General features: G+C 40.0%; 28 protein-coding genes. All 28 read left to right on the forward strand.

From position 1 onward, the window contains the following. The first annotated feature begins 190 nt into the window (after positions 1-190). The 28 genes from NSQ94_RS07305 to NSQ94_RS07440 all read left to right on the forward strand — a co-directional run bounded on the left by NSQ94_RS07305 (position 191) and on the right by NSQ94_RS07440 (position 23,966). Entirely contained in the window at positions 191-406 is a 216-nt protein-coding gene (locus tag NSQ94_RS07305) for a hypothetical protein (RefSeq protein WP_066251957.1), read from the forward strand. Between the two features lie 259 nt (positions 407-665). Further along, positions 666-944, forward strand: a complete 279-nt coding sequence (gene hbs / locus NSQ94_RS07310) for a non-specific DNA-binding protein Hbs (RefSeq protein ID WP_063388591.1) — start codon at positions 666-668, stop codon at positions 942-944. A 227-nt stretch (positions 945-1,171) separates the two neighbouring features. Continuing rightward, positions 1,172-1,738, forward strand: a complete 567-nt coding sequence (gene folE, locus NSQ94_RS07315) for a GTP cyclohydrolase I FolE (protein WP_066251953.1) — start codon at positions 1,172-1,174, stop codon at positions 1,736-1,738. A gap of 17 nt (positions 1,739-1,755) precedes the next feature. After that, positions 1,756-1,983 carry a trp RNA-binding attenuation protein MtrB gene (mtrB, locus tag NSQ94_RS07320; protein ID WP_063388589.1) on the forward strand — a complete coding sequence of 76 codons (228 nt, stop codon included), beginning with the start codon at positions 1,756-1,758 and terminating at the stop codon, positions 1,981-1,983. A 110-nt stretch (positions 1,984-2,093) separates the two neighbouring features. Next, the gene (locus tag NSQ94_RS07325; protein ID WP_066251950.1) at positions 2,094-2,873 is read left to right on the forward strand and encodes a heptaprenyl diphosphate synthase component 1; all 780 of its coding nucleotides are present in this window, start codon (positions 2,094-2,096) and stop codon (positions 2,871-2,873) included. Positions 2,874-2,876: 3 nt separating this feature from the next. Beyond that, complete coding sequence (locus NSQ94_RS07330) at positions 2,877-3,602, forward strand: demethylmenaquinone methyltransferase (RefSeq protein ID WP_063388587.1); 726 nt, start codon at positions 2,877-2,879, stop codon at positions 3,600-3,602. Next, positions 3,603-4,565: a heptaprenyl diphosphate synthase component II gene (gene hepT / locus NSQ94_RS07335; protein ID WP_311066277.1), complete on the forward strand. Its 963-nt coding sequence runs from the start codon at positions 3,603-3,605 to the stop codon at positions 4,563-4,565. A gap of 84 nt (positions 4,566-4,649) precedes the next feature. Beyond that, complete coding sequence (gene ndk / locus NSQ94_RS07340) at positions 4,650-5,096, forward strand: nucleoside-diphosphate kinase (RefSeq protein WP_063388585.1); 447 nt, start codon at positions 4,650-4,652, stop codon at positions 5,094-5,096. 68 nt (positions 5,097-5,164) lie between these two features. Continuing rightward, on the forward strand, positions 5,165-5,941 hold the full coding sequence (locus NSQ94_RS07345; RefSeq protein WP_311066276.1) for a protein-glutamate O-methyltransferase CheR: 777 nt from the start codon (positions 5,165-5,167) through the stop codon (positions 5,939-5,941). A 105-nt stretch (positions 5,942-6,046) separates the two neighbouring features. Further along, on the forward strand, positions 6,047-7,219 hold the full coding sequence (gene aroC / locus NSQ94_RS07350) for a chorismate synthase (protein ID WP_063388583.1): 1,173 nt from the start codon (positions 6,047-6,049) through the stop codon (positions 7,217-7,219). After that, positions 7,219-8,313 carry a 3-dehydroquinate synthase gene (aroB, locus tag NSQ94_RS07355; RefSeq protein ID WP_063388582.1) on the forward strand — a complete coding sequence of 365 codons (1,095 nt, stop codon included), beginning with the start codon at positions 7,219-7,221 and terminating at the stop codon, positions 8,311-8,313. Before aroC ends, aroB begins: the two co-directional genes overlap by 1 nt. Then, on the forward strand, positions 8,310-8,675 hold the full coding sequence (gene aroH, locus NSQ94_RS07360) for a chorismate mutase (RefSeq protein ID WP_063388656.1): 366 nt from the start codon (positions 8,310-8,312) through the stop codon (positions 8,673-8,675). The genes aroB and aroH overlap by 4 nt, the downstream gene beginning before the upstream one ends. A gap of 237 nt (positions 8,676-8,912) precedes the next feature. Continuing rightward, positions 8,913-10,427 carry an anthranilate synthase component I gene (gene trpE / locus NSQ94_RS07365; RefSeq protein ID WP_130156176.1) on the forward strand — a complete coding sequence of 505 codons (1,515 nt, stop codon included), beginning with the start codon at positions 8,913-8,915 and terminating at the stop codon, positions 10,425-10,427. Beyond that, the gene (gene trpD, locus NSQ94_RS07370) at positions 10,424-11,440 is read left to right on the forward strand and encodes an anthranilate phosphoribosyltransferase (protein ID WP_063388580.1); all 1,017 of its coding nucleotides are present in this window, start codon (positions 10,424-10,426) and stop codon (positions 11,438-11,440) included. The genes trpE and trpD overlap by 4 nt, the downstream gene beginning before the upstream one ends. After that, positions 11,433-12,200, forward strand: a complete 768-nt coding sequence (trpC, locus tag NSQ94_RS07375; protein ID WP_130156178.1) for an indole-3-glycerol phosphate synthase TrpC — start codon at positions 11,433-11,435, stop codon at positions 12,198-12,200. The genes trpD and trpC overlap by 8 nt, the downstream gene beginning before the upstream one ends. Continuing rightward, a complete protein-coding gene (locus NSQ94_RS07380; RefSeq protein WP_339230461.1) occupies positions 12,197-12,835 on the forward strand; it encodes a phosphoribosylanthranilate isomerase in 639 nt (212 codons plus the stop codon). Before trpC ends, NSQ94_RS07380 begins: the two co-directional genes overlap by 4 nt. Then, the gene (gene trpB, locus NSQ94_RS07385; protein ID WP_117016814.1) at positions 12,832-14,031 is read left to right on the forward strand and encodes a tryptophan synthase subunit beta; all 1,200 of its coding nucleotides are present in this window, start codon (positions 12,832-12,834) and stop codon (positions 14,029-14,031) included. The genes NSQ94_RS07380 and trpB overlap by 4 nt, the downstream gene beginning before the upstream one ends. 7 nt (positions 14,032-14,038) lie before the next feature. After that, entirely contained in the window at positions 14,039-14,815 is a 777-nt protein-coding gene (gene trpA / locus NSQ94_RS07390; RefSeq protein WP_066251991.1) for a tryptophan synthase subunit alpha, read from the forward strand. Positions 14,816-14,836: 21 nt separating this feature from the next. Further along, positions 14,837-15,919 (forward strand): histidinol-phosphate transaminase, encoded by a 1,083-nt coding sequence (gene hisC, locus NSQ94_RS07395; protein WP_130156262.1) that lies wholly within the window; start codon positions 14,837-14,839, stop codon positions 15,917-15,919. A gap of 55 nt (positions 15,920-15,974) precedes the next feature. Next, positions 15,975-17,075, forward strand: a complete 1,101-nt coding sequence (locus NSQ94_RS07400) for a prephenate dehydrogenase (RefSeq protein ID WP_311066272.1) — start codon at positions 15,975-15,977, stop codon at positions 17,073-17,075. A gap of 16 nt (positions 17,076-17,091) precedes the next feature. Further along, positions 17,092-18,387, forward strand: coding sequence for a 3-phosphoshikimate 1-carboxyvinyltransferase (gene aroA, locus NSQ94_RS07405; RefSeq protein WP_063388574.1), 1,296 nt, complete (start codon positions 17,092-17,094; stop codon positions 18,385-18,387). A gap of 75 nt (positions 18,388-18,462) precedes the next feature. Continuing rightward, on the forward strand, positions 18,463-19,374 hold the full coding sequence (locus NSQ94_RS07410) for a hypothetical protein (protein WP_339230463.1): 912 nt from the start codon (positions 18,463-18,465) through the stop codon (positions 19,372-19,374). A 21-nt stretch (positions 19,375-19,395) separates the two neighbouring features. Beyond that, positions 19,396-20,661, forward strand: a complete 1,266-nt coding sequence (locus NSQ94_RS07415) for a tetratricopeptide repeat protein (protein WP_339230465.1) — start codon at positions 19,396-19,398, stop codon at positions 20,659-20,661. A gap of 72 nt (positions 20,662-20,733) precedes the next feature. Continuing rightward, complete coding sequence (locus NSQ94_RS07420) at positions 20,734-21,276, forward strand: ReoY family proteolytic degradation factor (RefSeq protein WP_066251907.1); 543 nt, start codon at positions 20,734-20,736, stop codon at positions 21,274-21,276. Positions 21,277-21,359: 83 nt separating this feature from the next. Then, a complete protein-coding gene (locus NSQ94_RS07425; protein WP_339230467.1) occupies positions 21,360-21,803 on the forward strand; it encodes a YpiF family protein in 444 nt (147 codons plus the stop codon). 140 nt (positions 21,804-21,943) lie between these two features. Then, on the forward strand, positions 21,944-22,456 hold the full coding sequence (locus tag NSQ94_RS07430; protein WP_339230469.1) for a ubiquinol-cytochrome c reductase iron-sulfur subunit: 513 nt from the start codon (positions 21,944-21,946) through the stop codon (positions 22,454-22,456). Positions 22,457-22,459: 3 nt separating this feature from the next. Continuing rightward, complete coding sequence (locus NSQ94_RS07435) at positions 22,460-23,134, forward strand: cytochrome b6 (RefSeq protein ID WP_063388568.1); 675 nt, start codon at positions 22,460-22,462, stop codon at positions 23,132-23,134. Between the two features lie 64 nt (positions 23,135-23,198). After that, entirely contained in the window at positions 23,199-23,966 is a 768-nt protein-coding gene (locus NSQ94_RS07440) for a menaquinol-cytochrome c reductase cytochrome b/c subunit (protein ID WP_063388567.1), read from the forward strand. The last annotated feature ends 61 nt before the right edge of the window (positions 23,967-24,027 follow it).

Raw genomic sequence — 24,027 nt, forward strand, 5'->3', positions numbered from 1 at the left:
TTTTTCATTTAAATAGTATGAATGTGGATAAAACATGCCACTGTTGGCAAACGCACATTTTTTTAACGATTTAAAGGTCCAAACGAATTAATGTAAAGACACATATGCTATACAAAATAAAAGGGGAGGGCAGAATAGTGATTTCCGAAAAAGTGATTAAAGAAGCATTTCATAGCGGGGAAGAAAAGGGTTGAAACATTTTTATTTCCAAGAACCTGAAGGAAGAAGAAGATCGGATAAAACAAGCGGCAGCCGGGATTTTAAACATACGAAAAGAAAAAGAATTCGGCGCTTTGAAAACGGAAATATGTGGGAGCTGCGTTTTCAAATGATGGAAGGGTTGACTGCTCATGCAGTCTCCCTATATTGTTTTGGCGAACTTTTTGCCAAATCGATTGAAAAATGACTGAAATTAATAGAATTGTGCTTGATTCTGCCATTATTGTTATGATAATCTTTTTACAGAAATTCTTCTCTCATAAGGATGAATCATCCTTTGCAACCAATTTGAAAATGAAAAACTGTTGAAATGAAATATTGTTTCATTTATGATAAGCTAGTCACCAACTTCTTGTTGTTGCATGTATAGAATTCTTAAAAGCTGTGAAGAAATGTATAATAGCTGGATTTTCATGAAACTTTTTTGGGAGGAGGTGAAACATTAAATGAACAAAACAGAATTAATCAACGCTGTAGCAGAAGCTAGCGAATTATCCAAAAAGGATGCAACGAAAGCTGTAGATGCTGTTTTCGATACAATTTTAGAATCTTTGAAAAAAGGTGACAAAGTTCAACTCATCGGTTTTGGAAACTTTGAAGTGCGTGAGCGTTCAGCGCGCAAAGGTCGCAATCCTCAAACTGGTGAAGAAATTGAAATTCCGGCAAGCAAAGTGCCTGCGTTTAAACCAGGCAAAGCTCTTAAAGATGCAGTTGCTGGCAAGTAATGAAATGAACGCACACAATTAAGAAATGAGTAGCGACTACATATGCTCGCTGCATTTCTTCACAGAATAAGCCCCTTTTTGGGGCTTTTCCTATTTAGGCGAGATTGTTCAAAGGTTTTATTGAAAAGATTTCTGTTCTATTTGCGGGAAAGGAAGCTTCATTTTGCTTTTTTTTCATTAATTGTGCTAGAATCGGTATGAATGAATGACAATAGGAGGAGCCGAGTATGCCAAAAATTAATAAAGAGCAAATAGAACAGGCAGTACGTTTAATTATAGAAGCTATAGGGGAGGATCCTAATAGGGAAGGATTGGCTGATACACCTAAGCGGGTTGCCAATATGTATGAGGAAATTTTTTCAGGTATAAATCAGGATCCTAAAGAATATTTTCAAACCGTATTTGAAGAGGATCATGAAGAGCTTGTTTTAGTAAAGGATATTCAATTTTTTTCAATGTGCGAACACCATCTAGTTCCTTTTTTCGGTAAAGTACATATTGCATACATACCAAAAGGCGGCAAAGTGACTGGACTAAGCAAACTAGCCCGCGCTGTTGAAGCGGTTGTAAAAAAACCACAGCTGCAAGAACGGATTACATCAACGATTGCCGACAGCATAGTCGAATCATTGGATCCTCACGGTGTGATGGTTGTTGTTGAAGCGGAGCATATGTGCATGACAATGCGCGGAGTGAAAAAGCCTGGATCAATCACTGTAACGTCAGCAGTCAGAGGATGTTTTTTGAATGATGCTGCGGCAAGAAGCGAAGTGCTGTCATTAATAAAAAAATAAACGGTAGGTGTTGATAGATGAATCCGAATCAAAATGATTATGTGGTTATTAAAGCAATTGAAGATGGCGTCAATGTGATTGGTTTGACAAGAGGTTCCGATACTAGGTTCCACCATTCCGAAAAGCTTGATAAAGGAGAAGTAATGATTGCTCAATTTACGGAACACACTTCTGCCATTAAAATTCGCGGCAAGGCGCTTATTCAAACAAGCTATGGAGAGATTGAGAGCGGCGAGAGAAAATAAGCAGGATTTCTGCATTTACTTTTTCGACAAAGCCTAATGAAAAAATGTGGTTATGATATAATAAAATTTGTAAATGTTAGTATAGAGATATATGGGGGACAAGGGTGATAATGATGGAAATCTATCAAAAGCTGGAGCAAATAAAACGTTCGCTAGACCAATATTTTTCACATCCTGTGCTTAAACAATATATTCAAAAGCCTGTAATTGATGAAGACAAGCTGCTATTGTTTTACGCGCTTTTTGAAGAAGCGGAAATAGCAGATGAAAAGAAGGAAAAATATGTTGTGACCGCCATGCTTGTTCAATCAGCCCTTGATACCCATGATTTAGTAACGACAACGGAATGTGAAAATAAGAAGCTTTTTGTTGAAAGACAATTAAATGTCATTGCAGGTGATTATTTCAGCGGACTATATTATTTTATTCTTTCTGAAATTCAAGACTTGAAAATGGTTCGTGCGCTTGCAACCGCGATTAAAGAAATTAATGAGCATAAAATTCGTCTTTACGACCGAAGCTGCCAGTCGATTGAAGCAATAGTCGAAAGCATCGTCATTGTGGAAACCGCGTTATTTCAACGGATCGGAGAGCATTTTCAAATTGAGACGTGGCCGGAAATTTCCAAAACATATTTAACATATAAACGTTTATGTGAAGAAAAACATAAATACGATAAAAATAGCCAGTCCGTTTTAACACAATTTCAAAAGAAATCTAAAAGCCCGATTGATTTAGTTGGAACTTTCATAGAATGCTGCAATCATTATTTCTGGGAAATTAATAAACTGTTGGAAAAAAGTCTGAAATATTCGCCTGCCGTAAAACAATTTATTATGAACCGAATTCATGTATTACGGTTTTCGCATATGATAGTGGAGGAAGGTTGAAAAATGCAGCAATCGAAAGAAGAACGTGTGCACCGCGTATTTGAAAAAATTTATAAAAATTATGACCGGATGAATTCTGTGATCAGCTTTAATCGTCATATTGCATGGCGAAAAGAAACGATGCGGAGAATGAATGTGAAAAAAGGTTCCTACGCACTCGATGTTTGCTGCGGAACGGGGGACTGGACGCTTGCGCTCGGGGAAGCAGTCGGGCAAAACGGAAAGGTCATAGGACTTGATTTTAGCCAAAATATGTTAAGCATCGGTGAGGAAAAGGCAAAGGAAAGACAATTTTCCAATATTTCATTTATTCACGGCAATGCGATGGATTTGCCGTTTCCTGAAAACGAGTTTGATTATGTGACCATCGGGTTTGGCCTCAGAAATGTTCCTGATTATATGCAGGTTCTATCGGAAATGTACCGCGTATTGAAACCCGGAGGAATGGTAGTTTGTTTGGAGACATCACAGCCGACCTTGATTGGCTTCAAACAGCTTTACTATTTTTATTTTCGCTTTATCATGCCTTTATTCGGCAAGATATTTGCTAAAAGCTATGAAGAATATTCTTGGCTGCAGGAGTCCGCGCGTCAATTTCCTGGCATGAAAGAGCTGAAAAAAATGTTCGAGCAAACTGGTTTTATAAATGTAGAAGTGAAGCCATTTACAGGCGGTGTTGCAGCAATGCACTTAGGTTATAAACCGAAATTGGAAACAAAGGTGAAATAAATGAAGTTAAAATCATTCTATTCCTTTTTAACAAAAGACCTTGAAGTGATTGAAAATGAATTGCTGTCTTCCGTACAAACAAAAGATCCGTTAATACGTGAAGCCGGGATTCATCTTCTTCAAGCAGGGGGAAAACGGATTCGCCCTGTTTTTGTATTGTTGTCAGGAATGTTCGGAGATTATAACATTGACCGTATGAAACCGGTTGCCGTCGCTTTAGAGCTGATTCACAGCGCCTCATTGGTACACGATGACGTCATCGACAATGCTGAGCTGCGAAGAGGAAAACCAACAGTTAATGCAAAATGGGACAATCGCATTGCCATGTATGTTGGAGATTACTTATTCGCACGGGCTCTTGAAATCATAACAGAGCTGGACGAGCCGCTTATTCACCGAGTTCTTTCGAAAGCTCTTGTTGAACTCTGTTTAGGAGAAATCGAACAAATCAACGATAAATACAATTTTGATCAGTCTTATCGGACGTATGTCAAACGAATTAAAAGAAAAACAGCTTTATTAATTGCTGTCAGCTGCCAATTGGGCGCTCTTGCCTCCGGCGCTCCAGAATCCGTTTGTAAAAAGCTTTATTTGTACGGTTATTATGTTGGAATTTCGTATCAAATTATTGACGATCTTTTAGATTTTATCTCTACGGAAGAAGAGCTTGGAAAACCAGTTGGGAGCGATTTACTTCAAGGAAACATTACCCTTCCTGTTTTGTTTGCCATGCAAAATGAGGAATTAAGAAAAAAAATTGTCAAAATCAATAATCAAACAACTGCTGAAGAAATCAAACCGATTATTTATGAAATTAAAAAATCAAGAGCAATCGAACAGTCGATGAATATTAGTGACCGCTATTTGCAGAAGAGCTTTCATCAATTGGAAGGCCTCAAGCACGGGAAAGCGCGAACTTCGCTATACAATATTGCCAAATATATTGGAAAAAGGAAATTTTAGTTTGCGTAACCGCTTTAATAATGATACTATTTTCTTGTGGATTTTGTACTTATACATAATGAAATTTTCGAGGTGGATGTGTTGATGGAAAAGACGTTTTTAATGGTAAAGCCTGATGGTGTACAACGACAGCTAATTGGACAAATCGTTTCAAGATTTGAGCAAAAAGGGCTGAAGCTTATCGGTGCAAAATTAATGAAAATCTCTGAAGAATTGGCCCAGCAGCATTATGGAGAACATAAAGAAAAGCCTTTTTTCAATGAGCTCGTTCAATTCATCACATCAGGACCGGTTTTTGCAATGGTTTGGGAAGGCGAAAATGCAATCGAAATTGCCCGTCAAATGATGGGAAAAACCAATCCAAAGGATGCCCTTTCTGGAACAATTCGCGGCGATTTTGGTTTAACAGTAGGGAAGAATGTAATTCACGGTTCAGATTCACCTGAAAGCGCTGAGCGGGAAATTCAATTGTTTTTTAAAGCTGAAGAGCTTGTAGAATATGACCGTGAAATTGATGCATGGATCTATTAACATCTGACCCTAATCAAACAATGGTTTGATTAGGGTTTTCTACATTACATTCGGGGGAAGATCGGAAAGTGACAGATAAGGACTATGTTGCATTTATCGAAAAGATAAAAAGAAAAAGCGGGATTGACCTGTCGTTATATAAAGAGACTCAAATGAAAAGAAGATTAAAATCATTGTATGAAAAAAAAGGATTTCAATCCTTTCAAGAGTTTTTTTTAGCTATGGAAAAGGACAAATGTTTATACAATCTGTTTTTAGATCGAATGACGATTAATGTTTCTGAATTTTTTCGCAACTATCAGCGCTGGAACATCCTTGAAAAAAAATTGCTTCCGCGTTTGCTGAATGGTAAAAAACATATAAAAGTTTGGAGCGCTGCGTGCTCAACGGGAGAAGAACCTTACACAATTGCGATGATTTTAGCACAGAATTCGCTATTGGAAGCCTCATATATTTTAGCAACAGATATAGATGAACAAGCGATTAAAACAGCACAAATTGGAATTTATCCGGAAAGAGCGCTAAAAGAAGTACCTCTTGAATATAAAACTAATTATTTTCAGCAAGAAGGCTCTTTCTATCATGTAAAAGAAGACATTAAACGCTCGGTTACTTTTCGAAAACATAATTTGCTGTCAGATCGTTTTGAAACAGATTTTGATTTGATCGTATGCCGAAACGTCCTCATTTATTTTACTGAGTCTGCGAAAAAAGAACTTTATGAAAAATTCAGCAAGTCGCTTAGACGAAACGGGATTTTATTTGTTGGCAGCACAGAGCAAATTTTCACTCCGGAAAAATATGGATTAAAAACGATCGAAACGTTTTTTTATACACGATTGTAGCAATAGCAAAGATCTTTCTATTCAAACAAAAAATCTTATGGTATAGTTACGTAAAAGCATAAAAGCATAAAAGCGTTAAAGTGTTATGGGAAGGAGTTTGCTAGTATGAGATATTTGACAGCAGGGGAATCTCACGGCCCGCAATTAACGACGATTATAGAAGGAGTTCCGGCAGGGCTTCCTCTAACGAAAGAAGACATCAATATTGAGCTTGCAAGAAGACAGAAAGGCTATGGCCGCGGTCGAAGAATGCAAATCGAAAAAGACCAGGTGCAAATTCTAGGCGGAGTGCGCCATGGCGAAACGCTAGGATCACCAATAGCGCTAGTTGTAGAAAATAAAGACTTTGCCCATTGGACGAAAATTATGGGGGCAGAGCCGATTTCCGAATCGGAGAAAGCGGAAATGAAACGAAAAATTACGAGACCTCGCCCAGGCCATGCCGACTTAGTCGGGGCGATCAAATACGGACATCGTGATATGCGCAACGTGCTTGAACGCTCTTCTGCCCGGGAAACAACTGTCAGGGTGGCAGCAGGAGCTGTTGCGAAGAAAATTTTGTCTGAACTCGGCATTCAAGTGGCAGGACATGTCATTGAAATTGGCGGTGTCCGTGCGCAAAAATTGGACTATTCGACGCTTGCTGAGTTGAAGGAAAAGACAGAGAACTCACCTGTGCGTTGTTTAGATGAAAATGCGGCTCAGCAAATGATGAAGGCGATCGACGAAGCAAAAGAAAAGGGTGATTCCATCGGCGGCATCGTTGAGGTGATTGTTGAAGGAATGCCGCCTGGTGTCGGCAGCTATGTTCATTGGGACAAAAAGCTGGATGCCAAAATAGCGCAAGCGATCGTAAGCATCAACGCGTTTAAAGGGGTTGAATTCGGCTTGGGATTTGAAGCGGGACGGAGTTTTGGCAGCGAAGTTCATGATGAAATCCTTTGGAGCGAAGAGAAAGGATACTATCGCAAAACAAACAATCTGGGAGGCTTTGAGGGCGGCATGACGACCGGCATGCCCATCGTCGTCAGAGGAGTCATGAAGCCAATTCCAACACTGTACAAACCTTTGCAAAGCGTTGACATTGATACGAAAGAGCCTTTTTTGGCGAGCATTGAACGATCGGACAGCTGCGCAGTCCCGGCTGCAAGTGTTGTGGCGGAGGCAGTTGTTGCATGGGAAGTAGCCAAAGCGATCGTTGAACAGTTTGGTCTTGATCGCATTGACCTTATTCGGGAAAATATCGAACGTATGAAACAATATGCGAGGGAATTTTAATGGAACAGATGATGATTCAAACGAAAAGTCGCCCGTATCCAGTTTTTTTAGGAGACGGAATTATCGATAATGTCGGAGAATGGCTTCTGTCTGTTTGCAATAATCCTTCGAAAATTTTGATCATTACTGATCAAACAGTCAAGGATCTGTATGGCGGAAAATTAGAGTCGGTATTAAAAGCATTTGATTTGGACGTATTGACATGTGTTGTTCCGAGCGGCGAACAGTCTAAATCATTTGAAACGTACTATAAATGCTTGACCTTTGCTTTAGAAAACAATCTGGACAGAGAATCCGTGATCATTGCTTTTGGCGGCGGTGTAGTGGGTGATTTAGCAGGCTTTGTAGCTGCAACATTTATGAGAGGAATTCCGTTCATTCAAGTGCCGACGACCCTTTTGGCTCATGACAGTGCTGTCGGGGGAAAGGTGGCCATTAACCATCCGCTCGGAAAAAATATGATCGGGGCTTTTCATCAGCCTCATGCCATTATTTATGATACACAGTTTTTAAAAACACTGCCTCTTCTAGAAATCCGCTCAGGATTTGCGGAAGTGGTGAAGCACGGCTTCATCAATGATCGTTCATTTGTTGAAAATTTAATGAAAACGATCCATTCGTTGAATCATGTAACAAGCGAACAGCTGCAATGGTTTATACGAAAGGGAATTGAAGTGAAAGCAGAAATTGTCGCTGAAGATGAAAGAGAAACGGGAAAAAGGGCGTTTTTAAACTTCGGTCATACTCTCGGCCATGCGCTCGAAGCGGAGTTAGGTTACGGGAAGATTTCCCACGGAGATGCCGTTGCATGCGGCATGCTGTTTGCTCTATGGCTGAGTGAAAAGATATTCCGCAAAGATTTTCAATATAAATCGATCAAAAATTGGTTTAACGAAATCGGCTTTCCTGTCAAAATCGATGAAACCATTCAAACCGAATCGCTTCTCGAACGAATGAAAAAAGACAAAAAAACGGTACATAGCCAGATTCGTTTTGTGCTTCTCGAGGATATCGGCAATCCGGTACTTAAGACGTTTGACACGCATACATTATATTCATTTCTTAATGAGTGGAGAACGGAGGGATGCGTTTGATAAGAGGTGTTAGAGGGGCCATCACCGTTTCGGAAAATAATGAAGAACAGATTGTTGAAAGCACGGAGAGGCTCTTAAGGGAGATGATTCGATTAAACAACATTGCCCCTGAACAAGTAGCTTCCGTGTTTATTTCGGCGACAAATGATTTAAATGCCTGCTTCCCTGCAAAAGCATTAAGAAATATTGAAGGCTGGAAATATGTTCCTGTGACATGCATGCAGGAAATAGCCGTTGAAGGCGCCCTTGAGAAATGCGTAAGGGTGATGATGCATATTAATACAGAAGCCGCCCAAAACGATATTTGCCATGTTTATTTAGAGAAGGCAAAAATTTTACGACCGGATCTTGTTGACAAATAATGCTGTATCCGATAATATGGCGAATAAGAAAGTTTTTATATGACCTGAAATGAGCTGAGTTTAGTTAAGGGTAGTTGAGAATGAGTCGAGGAAGTAATAGATGAGTGGTTTAGGAAGATAGATTGATCGACTGCCCAAAAACGTAATGTTTTTGGGCATTTTTATTATCAATTTCATCCCTCAAAAACGATCCTCTAAGACTCATTCTCCAAATACTTTGGAGGAGTGAGTACTTCAATGGCAACAACCTTTCAAGATTTTTTGCAGGATTGCCGCAAATATAAGACGGTTCCCATTATCGAGCAATATCATGTCGATATGCTGACACCTATTCAAATATTTCAAACGCTGCAAACCGATGCTTGTTATATTTTAGAAAGCAATGACAGCGAGTCGAACTGGTCCAACTACTCGTTTATCGGTCTTGAGCCGATGTATTTTATCAAGGAAGAAAATGGAACGTTCCAGCTGCAAAATCGAAAACAGATGGTCATGGACAAAGATGTTTCGTTATCAGCATTGTTTCATAGAATGACGGTAAGCTTCAATGTAAAAAAAGTGGCGATCGATGTGCCGTTTTCAGGCGGAGCTGTCGGAAAAATCGATTATGATGCGGTCAGCCTATTTGAAAAAATTCCAGCTCATCGTCATGCTGACAGAACCCATTCTGTATGTGAACTGGTCATTTGCCAAACGGTCATTGCATATAGCCACAGGGAAAAACTGCTGACATTTATTCATTACAGAGAGCTAGAAGGAAACGAAAGCGAACAAGAGCTGAAGCAAATATTTGAGGCGGGAAAGGAACGCATTTTTCAATATCGCAATGAATTAAAAAACGTCAAGCCGGAAGGAAATATTTTCATCCCGTCAAACAAAGAACCGGTTTCTTTCGCCGGATTTGAATCGAATTATACAAAAGAACAATTTTTGCATCATGTTGAAAAAATGAAGGAATATATTCGTTCTGGCGATATATTTCAAGGAGTTCTTTCGCAGCGCTTTGAAAAACAAGTATCGGTAACCGGTCTGCAATTATATCGAATTTTAAGAATTATCAATCCTTCCCCTTATTTATTTTATATAAAACTATCAAACCAAGAGCTTATCGGCAGTTCACCGGAAAGATTGATTCATGTTCGCGACGATTATGTTGAAATTCATCCTATTGCCGGCACGAGAAAGCGGGGCAAAACAAAGGAAGAAGATAGAAGACTCGTTCGCCAATTGCTGCAGGATGAAAAAGAACTAGCGGAGCATTATATGCTTGTTGATTTAGCAAGAAATGATATCGGCCGAGTTGCTGAATACGGGACGGTCAAAACACCTGTACTTCTGGATGCAGCTTATTTTTCACATGTTATCCATCTCATTTCAAAAGTGAGAGGAAAATTGAGAAAAAGCATTCATCCGATTGATGCGTTAATTTCGGCTTTTCCTGCCGGAACTGTTTCAGGCGCCCCCAAAATACGTGCGATGGAAATTATTCATGAGCTGGAGCCGACTGCCAGGGGGAGCTATGCGGGGGCTGTTGCATACATCAGCTTCGATGGAAGCATTGATTCATGCATCACAATTCGGACGATCACGCTGAGCAATCAGAAGGCATATGTCCAGGCGGGGGCTGGGATCGTTGCCGATTCTGTTCCTTTAAAAGAATGGGAAGAAACAAGAAACAAAGCGAGTGCGCTCATTCAAACGATCGAATTAGCAGAACAATTGTTTTTAGAAAAAGGGAGGAAGAGGGCATGAAGCATATATTGGAGAAGTGCATTAATGGTGAGACTCTTTCAGCATCTGAAGCAGAAGATATTATGAAAAAAATCATGGAAGGAAAGGTTCCGGACAGTCAAATTGCCAGTCTCATCACTATTTTACGATTTCGCGGCGAAACGGTCGAAGAGATGACGGGATTTGTGAAAGCGATGAAGGAAAATATGACTCAGCTTGAAGGATTTGAAAATGCAGTTGATACTTGCGGAACGGGCGGAGACGGAGCATCAACATTTAACATTTCAACCGCATCTGCCATTGTAGCTTCATCGTTGGGAGTGAAAGTCGCAAAACACGGAAACCGCGCTGTTTCTTCAAGAAGCGGCAGCGCTGATGTGCTCGAATGTTTAAACATCCCAATCCAAACAACGCCTGAAGAAGCAAGAAGAAGCTTGGAAGAAACGAATATGAGCTTCTTGTTTGCTCCTCTCTATCATTCATCGATGAAGCATGTTGCCAAAGCAAGAAAAGAAGTGGGATTCCGAACGATTTTTAATTTGCTCGGGCCGCTGGCTAATCCGGCCAATACAAAACGACAAGTGCTTGGCGTTTCATCATTGGAGCATGCGGAGAAAATGGCTGAAACATTAAAACATTTCCGTTCAGAGCATGTGCTGTTAGTATCAGGAAGGGACGGATTAGATGAAATTTCGATCAGTGATGAAACGGATGTCGTAGAACTAAAAGATGGGAACATAACAAAATATACGATTTCTCCGGAGCAATTTGGAATGAATCGAGGGAAGCTTGAAGAAATACAAGTCTCAGATGCTAAAGAAAGTGCTAAAATGATAGAGGAAGTACTGAAAAATAAAGGAAATGAAAGCGTGAAGAACATTGTAGCATTAAATTCGGCTGCAGCTCTTTACGTAGCAGGAAAAGCAAAAAACATTTCTGAAGGGGTACAGATGGCTTTAACAGCCATAAAAGACGGGACCGCCTATCAGCAATTAAAGAGATTGGCCATCCGAAAGGAAGAGAGCTATGCTTGATACGATCATAAGAGCTAAAGAACAAGAAGTGAAAGAACTTGATTTGACGCAATTAGACCAAAAAACATTCGAAAAAAGATCATTTTTCGCTGCTCTTCAAAACCCGAACCGTTTTCTTGGGCTCATTGCGGAAGTGAAGAAGGCATCGCCGTCCAAAGGTGTCATTCGTGAAGATTTCGATCCTGTCGATATTGCAAAAAAATATGAGAGAGGGAAGGCAGACTGCTTATCTGTTTTAACCGATCAAAAGTTTTTTCAAGGGTCAACCGCATTTTTGTCTGAAATTAAAGAAAAGGTGAAACTTCCTGTTTTGCGCAAAGATTTTATTATCGATAAAAAGCAAGTGTATGAATCGAAATGGATCGGAGCGGATGCCATTTTGTTAATCGGGGAGGCTCTTCCGCCAAAAAAATTAAAGGAGCTTTGGGATGAAGCGGTCAGCTTAGAGCTGGATGTGCTGGTGGAGGTCCATTCTGTCGAGACTCTTGAAAGAATACTAGATATATTTGTGCCGAATATACTAGGGGTGAACAACAGGGATTTAACAACCTTTCATACGGATATTCATCATCTGGAAACGATTCAAAAATATGTGCCGAAAGATATTTTATTGATCAGTGAAAGCGGCATAAGCACGATGGCAGATTTGCAAACGGTGTATGAATATGGAGCAAAAGGCGTGCTTGTCGGGGAGTCGCTCATGCGGAAAAAAGACCCGGAACAAGGAATTTATGAGCTGTTTAAGGAGAGTGTAAAGTGAGACTCGTCAAAATTTGCGGCAACCGCACATTTGAAGATACAGCCGTTTCCATCAATCAAGGAGCCGATTATATCGGCTTTATCTTTTCCTCTGAAAGCAGACGGCAGGTGAAGGCAAATGATGTCGGCAGGTGGGTGGAAGCTTTTCCAAAAGAAATGCGTCCAAAACTAGTAGGCGTATTTGTTCATCCGACGATTCAATTTTTAGAGGATGTGCTATCAGCGGTCGAATTAGACTGCATACAGCTGCATGGCGATGAAGATGAAGAATTTGTAAAACAGGTAAAGGAAAAGTTCGGTCTTTCTGTTTGGAAAGCTCTTCCTCATCATGAACATGTGATAGAGGAAATGGAAAAATTTTCGCGTTGGGTGGATGGATATGTGATTGACAGCCGTGTGAAAGGAATGTGGGGCGGAACAGGCGTTGCTTTTGACTGGTCAAATGTGTCTGATTATACAATATGGGCGAAAAATAACCGGAAGCTTTGTTTTATTGCGGGCGGCATTACACCTGAAAACATAACAGAGCTGCTTGAAAAAGGCGCTGAAAACATTGATGTTGCAAGCGGTGTTGAAACAAATGAAAAAAAAGATGTCGAAAAAATAGCAAAATTAATAGAGAAGGTGAAAGGCTGATGAAATATCCTGATGAATATGGCAGATTTGGAGAATTTGGAGGAAAATATGTACCAGAAACGTTAATGAAGCCGTTGTATGAATTAGAAGAAGCATTAAAGGATGCATTAAGTGATTCTTCTTTTCAACAGCAATATCATCAAATGCTGCAAAAATATTCCGGCAGACCGACCGCTTTAACATTTGCAGACCAATTAACAAAACATGTCGGGGGAGCAAACATTTTTTTAAAACGGGAGGATCTCAACCATACTGGTGCCCATAAGATCAATAATGCCATTGGTCAAGCGCTTCTTTCGAAAAGAATGGGAAAAAAGAAGCTTATTGCTGAAACAGGTGCCGGACAGCACGGTGTAGCATCAGCAACTGTCGCTGCGAAATTTGGCATGGACTGCAAAGTATTTATGGGAGAAGAAGACATCGATAGACAGCGCCTCAACGTTTTTCGGATGCAGCTGCTAGGTGCTGAAGTAGTGCCTGTTACAAGCGGAAATAAAACATTAAAAGACGCTGTGAATGAGGCGATCCGATATTGGGTTCAGCATTGTGAAGACCATTTTTATTTAATGGGCTCAGCTGTCGGTCCGCATCCATATCCGATGATGGTGAGAGAATTCCAGCGGATCATTGGAGATGAAGCGAAAGAGCAGTTTTTCAACGAGTTTGGCAAGCTGCCGGATGTTGTCATAGCTTGTGTGGGCGGAGGAAGCAATGCGATCGGGATGTTTACTCCGTTTTTAGAAGAAGATGTAAAGCTTATTGGAGTGGAGGCAGGAGGAAAAGGAGTGGAAACGGGTGAACATGCGGCAACAATTACAAAGGGGACGAAAGGCGTTATTCACGGTTCGATGACGTACTTATTGCAAAATCAATACGGTGAAATTATTGAGCCTTATTCGATTTCTGCCGGCCTCGATTATCCGGGTGTCGGTCCGGAGCATGCTTATTTAGCAAAAATAGGGCGTGTCGTTTATGAATCTGTTACAGATGAAGAGGCGATCGCAGCACTCGAAACATTGGCGAAAACAGAAGGAATATTAGCCGCAATTGAATCTGCTCATGCCGTTGCAAAAGGAATCGAAGTAGCAAAAACTTTATCAAATGAACAGTCAATTTTAATTTGTTTGTCCGGACGGGGCGATAAAGATGTTCATACTTTGATGAAAACGAAAGGGGGAGTTGAAAATGGTTTCTAACAAAAGCATGTTTCAACAGTTTGACAAGCTTTTTATTCCTTTTATTACAGCTGGAGATCCGAATGAAGAGTTGACCATTGATCTCGCCCTTATTTTAGAAAAATGCGGGGCGTCAGCCATTGAGCTTGGCGTTCCCTATTCGGACCCGCTTGCTGACGGCCCCGTTATTCAACAGGCATCCATCCGGGCAAGAAGAAATGGAATGAATATTGAAAAGGCGATGGAATTAGCATATAAAATGAAAGAAAGAGGTTTAAAAATTCCGATCATTCTCTTTACTTATTTCAATCCTGTGCTACAATTAGGAGAAAAATACTTTTTTACTTTAATGGAGAAAAATCGATTAGAAGGACTTCTCATTCCTGATCTCCCGTTCGAAGAAAGCGGATGGATGCGAAAAAAATGTGACGAGCATGGGATTTATTTTATCTCTATGGTTGCTCCCACTTCCTACAATCGAATAAAAAAAATTGCTGAGAACGCCGCAGGATTTTTATATTGTGTTTCATCTCTCGGGGTGACGGGTGAGCGCCAATCATTTGATGAGCGCGTTTCTGATTTTATCTCTCATGTAAAGAAGTATGCGGAAGTTCCGGTGGCTGTCGGGTTCGGCATTTCGTCGAATGAGCATGTAAAAAAATTTTTCAAAATAAGTGACGGCGTCGTTGTGGGCAGTGCGATTGTTAAACAAATTGAAAAGCTTATTCCGCTTCTCACAAATGCGAATACAAAACAGAGCGGGTTACAGGAATTTGAAAGGTTTATTCACGGTTTGCTCCATTAGGGGATGAAAGAGGTGTTAAGGTTGGAGGTAAAAGAACAGTTAAAGTCGCTGAAACCATACGAACCTGGAAAACCAATTGAACAAGTAAAAGAACAGTTTGGTCTAACAAAGGTGATCAAGCTTGCATCAAACGAAAACCCGTACGGTTGTTCTGATAAAGTGAAACAAGCGATACAAGAGGAGCTTGAATCTCTTGCGATCTATCCTGACGGCTATAGTGCAGAGCTGCGAAAACAGGTGGCAAAGCATGTAGGCGTAAAAGAAAATCAGCTCATTTTCGGAAACGGATCAGATAATATTATACAAATTCTGTCACGTTCACTTTTGAGCGAAGGCTTCAATACCGTAATGGCGTCACCGTCATTTTCCCAATACCGGCATAATGCGGTGATCGAAAATGCCGAAATTCGCGAAATTGAACTTGTAGATGGGCGGCACAATTTGGATAAAATGGCAGACTCTATTGATTCCAAAACAAAAATTGTATGGTTATGCAATCCGAATAACCCTACAGGAGTTTACATAAGTGAAGAAGAGCTTATTAATTTTTTAAACAAAGTGCCGAAGGATGTCCTTGTCGTATCTGATGAAGCGTATTACGAATATGTGACGGCGGAAGATTATCCGAATTCAGTCGCCTTATTGGATCAATTTCCAAATCTATTAATTTTACGGACGTTCTCAAAAGCATACGGCCTAGCTGCACTCCGAGTAGGATATGGAATTGGAAATGAAGAACTCATCCGCTTAATTGAGCCAGCAAGGGAACCTTTTAATACAAATCGTCTTGGACAAAAGGCCGCTATTGCAGCGCTAAACGATCAAACTTTTATCGAAACCTGCAAAAAATTGAACCGGGAAGGGCTCAAACAATACTATGATTTTTGTGAACAATTTGGTCTTGAGTACTTCCCTTCGCAAACGAACTTTATTTTAATAGATTTTCAAAGGGATGCGGATGAGCTTTTTCAAAAGCTGCTTGAAAAAGGATTCATCGTCCGGTCAGGAAAAGCTCTCGGATTTCCGACATCGCTGAGAATTACTGTCGGAACAGAAGAGGAAAATGAAGCACTGATTCAAACTTTAAAGGAACTACTTTCCTAAAAGAGGTGAACGCTCACCTCTTTTTTTACCAAAAAGCAGAAACAGGTGGTTTTTTGTGGAAAAAGTTTTTATCATTGGTCTTGGCTTAATCGGCGGATCGATTTCGCGTGCAATTAAGAAAGAACATCCATCGGTTCAATTGGTCGGATATGATATAAAAAATGATCAAGTACAAATGGCAAAAAAATTGGGAATCATTGATCAATCAGCGGAATCTATTAAGGAAGGCGCTGAATCAGCGGACGTTATTATTATTTCAACTCCCGTTGAACAAACATTGAACGTTTTAACGTTTTTAGGAGAGCTAAGCTTGAAAGAAGGAGTCATTATCACTGATGTCGGCAGCACAAAGAAAAAAATTGTCGATCATGCGAGCTTTTCTTTGCCGAAAACAGTAACATTTATTGGCGGTCACCCAATGGCGGGCTCACATAAATCAGGCGTTGCGGCAGCGAAAACTCATTTATTTGAAAATGCGTTTTATATTTTAACGCCTGGCAGCAACGAACGTCCGGAAAAAATAGAACAATTAAAAAAGCTTTTAAAGGGAACAAAAGCGCAATTTATTGTCATGACACCTGAAGAACATGATTCCATTACCGGGGTCATTAGCCATTTTCCGCATTTAATCGCGGCAAGCCTCGTCCATCAGGCAGAAAAGAAAGAAGAAATGTTTCCAATTATTAAGCGGCTTGCGGCCGGAGGATTTCGCGACATTACCCGAATTGCGTCAAGCAACCCGGTTATGTGGCGCGATATTATTGTTCACAACCATGATGTATTAATCAAGTTATTTGATGAATGGATTCAAGAAATGAAGCAAATTAAACAATTCATTGAGAAGCTCGATAAAGAACAGCTTTATACATATTTTGAAAAAGCGAAGACATATCGAGACGGATTGCCTGAAAGGGAAAAAGGAGCCATTCCGTCCTTTTATGACCTTTATGTCGATGTTCCGGATTATCCGGGTGTTATTTCTGAAATTACCGGTTATTTAGCAAAAGAGGAAATTAGCATAACAAATATTCGAATTTTAGAAACGCGTGAAGAAATTTTTGGTGTTTTGCGCATCAGCTTTCAGTCGGATGAAGACCGGATGAAGGCGAAACAATGCATTGATCGCTACACGAATTATGAAACATATATACTGTAGTTGGGGTGATACAGATATGAATCAAGGGCTTGTTTTGACAAAAAAACATTCGCTGAATGGAACTATTGAAGTTCCCGGCGATAAATCGATCTCCCATAGGGCGGTTATGTTTGGGGCAATTGCGGAAGGAAAAACAACTATTCAAAACTTTTTAACTGGAGAGGATTGCTTAAGCACCATTTCATGCTTTAAAGAGATGGGGGTGTCGATCAAACAGGAAGGAACGAATGTAACAATTGAAGGGAAAGGATTTTCCGGACTGAAAGAACCTGTTAACATTTTAAATGTTGGGAACTCAGGCACCACGACAAGATTAATGCTGGGCATTTTAGCGGGACGTCCTTTTCATGCATGCATTATTGGGGATGAGTCAATTGCGAAAAGACCGATGGATCGTGTAACAGCTCCTTTAAGACAAATGGGAGCTCATATTGATGGACGGAATAACGGATCTTTTACCCCGTTGTCTTTGCGCGGCGGGAATTTAAAGAGCATTTATTACAAATCCCCAGTAGCGAGTGCTCAAGTGAAGTCATCGATTTTGCTTGCAGGTCTTCAAGCAGATGGAACCACAACAGTTGAGGAGCCGTATCAATCAAGAGATCATACGGAACGTCTTTTGTCAGCCTTTGGCGTCCATGTGAAAAAACAAAATTTGACCGTTTCGGTAGAGGGAGGACAAACATTAAAAGGCGCCAATATTTATGTGCCTGGTGACATTTCTTCCGCTGCTTTTTTCCTTGTTGCGGGAGCCATTGTTCCGGACAGTTCGATCAAACTGAAAAATGTCGGCATTAACCCAACAAGAACAGGGATTTTAGATGTTTTAGAAAATATGGGTGCAGAGATCGAGATTATACCGACATTAGATTCTGCCGAACCGATGGCTGATATATCGGTCAGGACATCTGAGCTAAAAGGAACCGAAATTTCAGGAGAGCTGATTCCGAGACTGATTGATGAAATTCCGATCATTGCCCTTCTTGCGACACAGGCTGAAGGAACGACAGTTATTAAAGATGCCGAAGAATTAAAGGTAAAAGAAACAAATAGAATTGATACAGTTGTCGGCGAGCTGAAAAAGCTTGGCGCGGATATTGAAGCTACAAACGATGGAATGATCATTCGCGGAAAAACAAAGCTGAAAGGAGGAACGAATGTTTCCAGCCATGGAGATCACCGCATCGGCATGATGCTCGCGATTGCCAGCACTATTTGTGAAGAACCTGTGGAATTAATGCAGCACGAGGCAGTCAGTGTATCCTATCCTGCTTTTTTTGACCATTTGAATTTGCTTTCCAAAACCATCTGAGTTTGTCAGATGGTTTTTGTCATATTTTTATCAACCTTTTCATAGCTTGTCTAAAAAAGCTATTGAGGTGGGAAAATGGCATATATTATTGATCAAATTCGTTTAATGGAAGACAATCAAATTGTGACGCGCTCAATACTCGTTGACGGAAATGAGTTTCGTTTTAAAGAAAAGCAATTAGATCAGTTTCGATTTATGAAAATGGATGGATCGCCCTATTTCATGACACCGGGCTTTGTCATGCTTGACCAAAACATTCAATATCTAGACCAAAGCCATTCATTCAAATTATATGTGAAGAATTTGATCCAAAAAGGCTGCACTTTTTTAATTGCTGCTGTTGATTTGCCGTTTGAAAGACAATGGGATGAAAAGAAAAAACATATTCGCAAAGTGATGATGAATTCGCCGATCGATTATGCGATCGCTGCAAAAATCCCAATCGAACGGCTGACCCCTTCAATCATCAGAATGCTAAAAAGAGAAAAAATTACTGTGATTATCGTGGAAATTAAGCAGATTGCTGAGCTTGATGATGTTCCATGGGAATGGATTCGTGAGACTTTATTTCCAAAGCAAACTCCAATTTTTCCCCATTTTTCTTCAGAAGATCAATCCATCTTCCATCAGTTGAAAAGCAAATGGCGGCAAATTGTAAAAAAATATAAATTGCCATCATTGGAAGAATGTCCTGAAAACGGTGTCCCACTTACGAAAGAAGCATTAATGAAAATTGGTCTTTATCCGATTCGCGGCGAAATTTTAAGCGGAAGCAATGTTGATTATAATTTATTTCGGATGATCGATTTAGTTGAAGAAAATAATTATCTAGATTATTATAATCATAACCCAGAAGTGATCGTTCACAACGGAAGCGTTTTGAAAGCAGGAGAACAAATATTTTATAAACCAGGGTTCGGAAAAGAAGTGCAGCTGAATGCACCAGGACGCTTCAATATGTATTCGCAGCCAATAAACAAGTACTGAATTTAGAAGGGGAGTTTTAGGTTGAATAAAAAAATGAGCGAAGCCGTTCAATTAGTTGAAAGCGGCCAAGTGGAAAAAGGATTGAAAAAACTTTCATCCATTGAAAAAGAGTTAAATGATGAAGAAAAGTTTGAGCTTGCAGAAAAATATTTTCAATGGGGCAGGACAGATGAAGCGCTAAAAATAGCCGAGGAGCTGTCGCAGTTATACCCTGATGAATCTGCTATCACTCTTTTTTTGGCGGAAATATACATTGAGCTTGACGATGAAGAAAAAGCGATTGATCTGCTGAATGAAATTGATCAAGAGGATGAATCATATCCGCAAGCCCTTCTTCTTATGGCTGATTTGTATCAATTGCAAGGCTTATATGAAGTCAGCGAACAAAAGCTGAAGGAAGCCAAGAGAAGGTTGCCTGAAGAGAAAGTAATTGATTTCGCATTAGCCGAGCATTATTTTCATCTCGGAAAATATCGTCAAGCAATCGACTTTTATAGAGTAGTCCTAGAGGAATTTGAAAATATAATGAATGTAAATATTCATAAACGAATAGGCGAGTCTTTATCTGCTTGCGGTGAATTTGAAGAAGCCCTTGCTTATTTTGAGAAAGCGGTGGAAGAAGAGGATTTGGACACATATTTCGCTTATGGGATGACAGCTTTAAATGCAGGCCAGACAAAAACAGCAATTGCACAATTTGAACGAATAAAGGAATTGGACACTACCTACCACTCACTATATTTATATTTGGCCAAAAGCTATGAACAGGAAGGGATGGTGGAAAAAAGTTTTCAAATTGTTCAAGAAGGTTTACAGGAGGATCCATTTAATAAAGAGCTTTATTTATTCGGCGGAAAAATTGCCTTAAAGCTTAAAGATGTAGACAATGCAGTAAAATTGTTAAAAAAAGCGCTGGAGCTGGATCCGGGTTATATAGAAGCAATTATAACACTTTCAGGAGTGTTGTTAAACCAAGGCAAATATATGGAAACGATTGAGATGTTGACGGAAATCGTGGAAAAACATGAAGAATATGATCCTCATTTTGACTTCAATTTAGCGATCGCTTATCATCGCACCGAACAGTACGAAAAGGCATTAAAGCATTATGAAAATGCATATAATAATTTTAAAACAGACCCGGAATTTTTGGAGAATTACGCTTATTTTCTGCTTGAAGAAGGGGAGCGGGCAAAGGCTAGGAAGTTTTTTGAAAAAGCGCTGGAGCTTGATCCAGGCAACATTGAATATGAAAATATGCTGCTCGAATTGGAGGACAATTTTTAGGCGGAATTGGAAGGAATTCAACGCAACTATGTTGAATTTTTGAATTAGATGGAAAGCAGAGGAGGGTTAAAGATGAAAGCCCCTGTTTCTGTTAACGAGAAGAAAGAATTTATTCGCTGGTTTTTAAATCATTATCAGTTGAAAAGACGGGAATGCGTATGGATATTAAATTATTTAATGAGCCATGATTCATTAATGGAAAACGTCCACTTTGTAGAGCATGCCAAATTTTGTCCGAGGGGAATGGTCATGTCCACCCACTGTGTGGATGATGTTCCGTTTAGATTTTATAAAGAAAATGTGATGACAACAGATGCAGAAAAGTCTTTTCACGATATTCGCTTGAATAAAGATGAAGACTTGTATATCCAGTTAAACTTTCGCGCTCAATACCGTTCCCCGGAATATGCTGCCGTTTTAGTTGAAAATCCATATTTGCCTAAAGATATGCAAAGAAATGAGAAAGACCGGCTGCTTGCGGAAAAAATTTTGGAGGAGTCAATTAAAAAATTTCAAAAAGAAAAACTCCTCCGCTTAATTGATGAAGCGTTGGATGCTCACGATGAAGAGGCGTTTCGAAAGCTTGTAAAACAATTGAACAATTTAGGATGTTAGGCAATGTGTACAGCATTGCTTTTTTATTTTGCTTATCAGTTTTATAATGAGTAAGGAAAAATAAAAAATAGGGGCTGAAATCAGTGAAATGGCAAATGGTTGATATCGATTCTTTTCTTCAATCAAGGGAGTACGTTGATACTGCAGTTGTTCCTCTCCTATCGGTATCTTTTGATGAGGAACTGAAAAGAAGTGCGTCAAAAGCAGATTTTATTACAATTGTTTCACAGGAGCTTGAACGGCAGTTAAAGGGGCGGATCATGCTGTTGCCTCCGTTTGTTTCTTTAAAAAATGACGACATTGATTTGGATAAACTGTTAAAAAAGTGGAAAGATACGATTAAACAGCATTTTCAGCATGTCATTTTTTTAACATGTGAAGAAAGATGGCGCAAAGAAGGCGATGAATTTATATGGATTCCGTCAATCCCAATAGAACATATGGATCAGGATGTAAAACGAAAGGTTGTTCAGGAGCAAATCGAACAAATTATGAACATTTTATTACAATATTGGAATCGAACCTAAAAACCCTTTCAATCCCTAGATTCTAACGATATGATTATATTGACCTTCTACAAAGATTGATATATCATGAGTATGTCTTAGTTTTATATGTTTCTGTATATGTCCATTATGGACTAGCTTGAGATAGAGGGGGGAAAAAGATGAGCGAGAATAAACACCGTGTTTCAAGACGTCAATTTTTAAACTATACGCTAACGGGTGTAGGCGGTTTTATGGCTGCAGGCATGCTCATGCCGATGGTTCGTTTCGCAGTAGATCCTGTGTTGCAGCCGAAAGCAGCTGGAGAATTCGTTAATACAAATGTAAAGGAATCAGACATTAAAGAAGAACCGACACGCGTTGACTTTACCATTAAACAGAAAGACGCATGGCATGAAGCTGAAGAGCCAAAATCCGCGTGGGTTTATAAAAATGAAAAAGGAGAAGTTGTTGCGCTTTCTCCAATTTGTAAACACCTTGGCTGTACAGTAAACTGGAACGGGGATAAAGCAAACCCTAACATGTTCTTCTGTCCTTGCCACGGAGGATTGTATGAGAAAAACGGTGACAACGTCCCAGGAACACCGCCTTCTGCTCCGCTGGATGAATATGAGTACAAAATTCAAGATGGATTTTTATATTTAGGAAAAGCTAAACCAAGAGGGGGGGCGTAATAAGTGCTCAACAAATTGTATGATTGGGTTGATGAACGTTTAGATATCACCCCTTTATGGCGCGATATCGCAGACCATGAAGTTCCCGAACATGTTAACCCAGCCCATCACTTTTCAGCATTTGTATACTGCTTTGGCGGTTTGACGTTTTTTGTTACAGTGATTCAAGTGCTGTCTGGCATGTTTTTAACAATGTATTACGTGCCGGATATTAAAAATGCATGGGAGTCTGTCTATTATTTGCAAAATGAAGTGGCGTTCGGACAAATTGTTCGCGGTATGCACCATTGGGGAGCAAGCTTAGTCATCGTCATGATGTTTTTACATACTTTACGTGTATTTTTCCAAGGAGCATACAAAAAGCCACGCGAGCTTAACTGGATTGTCGGTGTACTCATTTTCTTCGTTATGCTAGGTTTAGGTTTGACAGGCTATTTATTGCCTTGGGACATGAAAGCGTTGTTTGCGACAAAAGTTACCTTGCAGATTGCTGAATCGACACCGCTTATTGGAGAGTACGTCAAAATTTTGCTTGCAGGGCATTCCGAAATTGTCGGTGCGCAAACATTGACTCGCTTCTTTGCGATTCATGTATTTTTCTTGCCTGCTGCATTATTCGGATTAATGGCAGCGCACTTCTTAATGATTCGCAAACAAGGGATTTCAGGTCCGCTATAAAATCCGGCTTATTCTTTTTTAGTAAGTTGTTCGTGGCGAACCGCTTAACAAAGGAGGGGAAACAATGCATCGCGGAAAAGGTATGAAGTTCGTTGGAGATTCTCGTGTGTCGGCTGAAAGAAAGCCGAACATACCGAAAGACTACTCCGAATACCCAGGGAAAACTGAAGCTTTTTGGCCCAACTTTCTTTTAAAAGAATGGTTAGTTGGCGCGGTCTTTTTAATTGGCTTTTTATGTTTAACCGTTGCCCATCCGTCACCGCTTGAGCGGGTTGCAGATCCTACGGATACTGGTTACATACCGCTTCCTGACTGGTACTTCTTATTTTTATACCAGCTTTTAAAATATTCTTATGCATCAGGCCCTTATACCGTTATCGGTGCAATCGTAATACCTGGACTGGCATTTTCTGCTCTACTTCTTGCTCCATTTTTGGATCGCGGGCCAGAACGCCGTCCGCATAAGCGTCCGGTTGCTGTAGGAATGATGCTGCTAGCTGTAGCATCCATCGTTTATTTAACATGGGAGTCGGTTGAGCATACGGACTGGGAATTAAAAGAAGAACAAGGGAAAATTAAAGCGGAAGCTAAAATTGACACAAATTCGGAAGGGTACAAAATATTTCAGGAACAAGGCTGCGTCTCCTGCCACGGTGATAACCTGCAAGGTGGAGCGGCTGGACCTTCTTTAGTTGATAACGGATTGTCACCGGAAGAAGTTGCGAAAATTGCTAAAGAAGGTGTAGGAAGCATGCCTCCTGGAATCTTTAAAGGTACGGATGAAGAGTTGAAAGTATTAGCAGAGTTTGTTTCTAGTGTTACATCGAAATAAAAAGAGCTGACATCGTGTTTGTCAGTATAGCTTGTAGAGAAAGGAAGATTTTTTCTCTACA

It is taken from the genome of Aeribacillus sp. FSL K6-2833, assembly GCF_037965815.1.
GTDB classification, from domain to species: Bacteria; Bacillota; Bacilli; order Bacillales; family Aeribacillaceae; genus Aeribacillus; species Aeribacillus composti.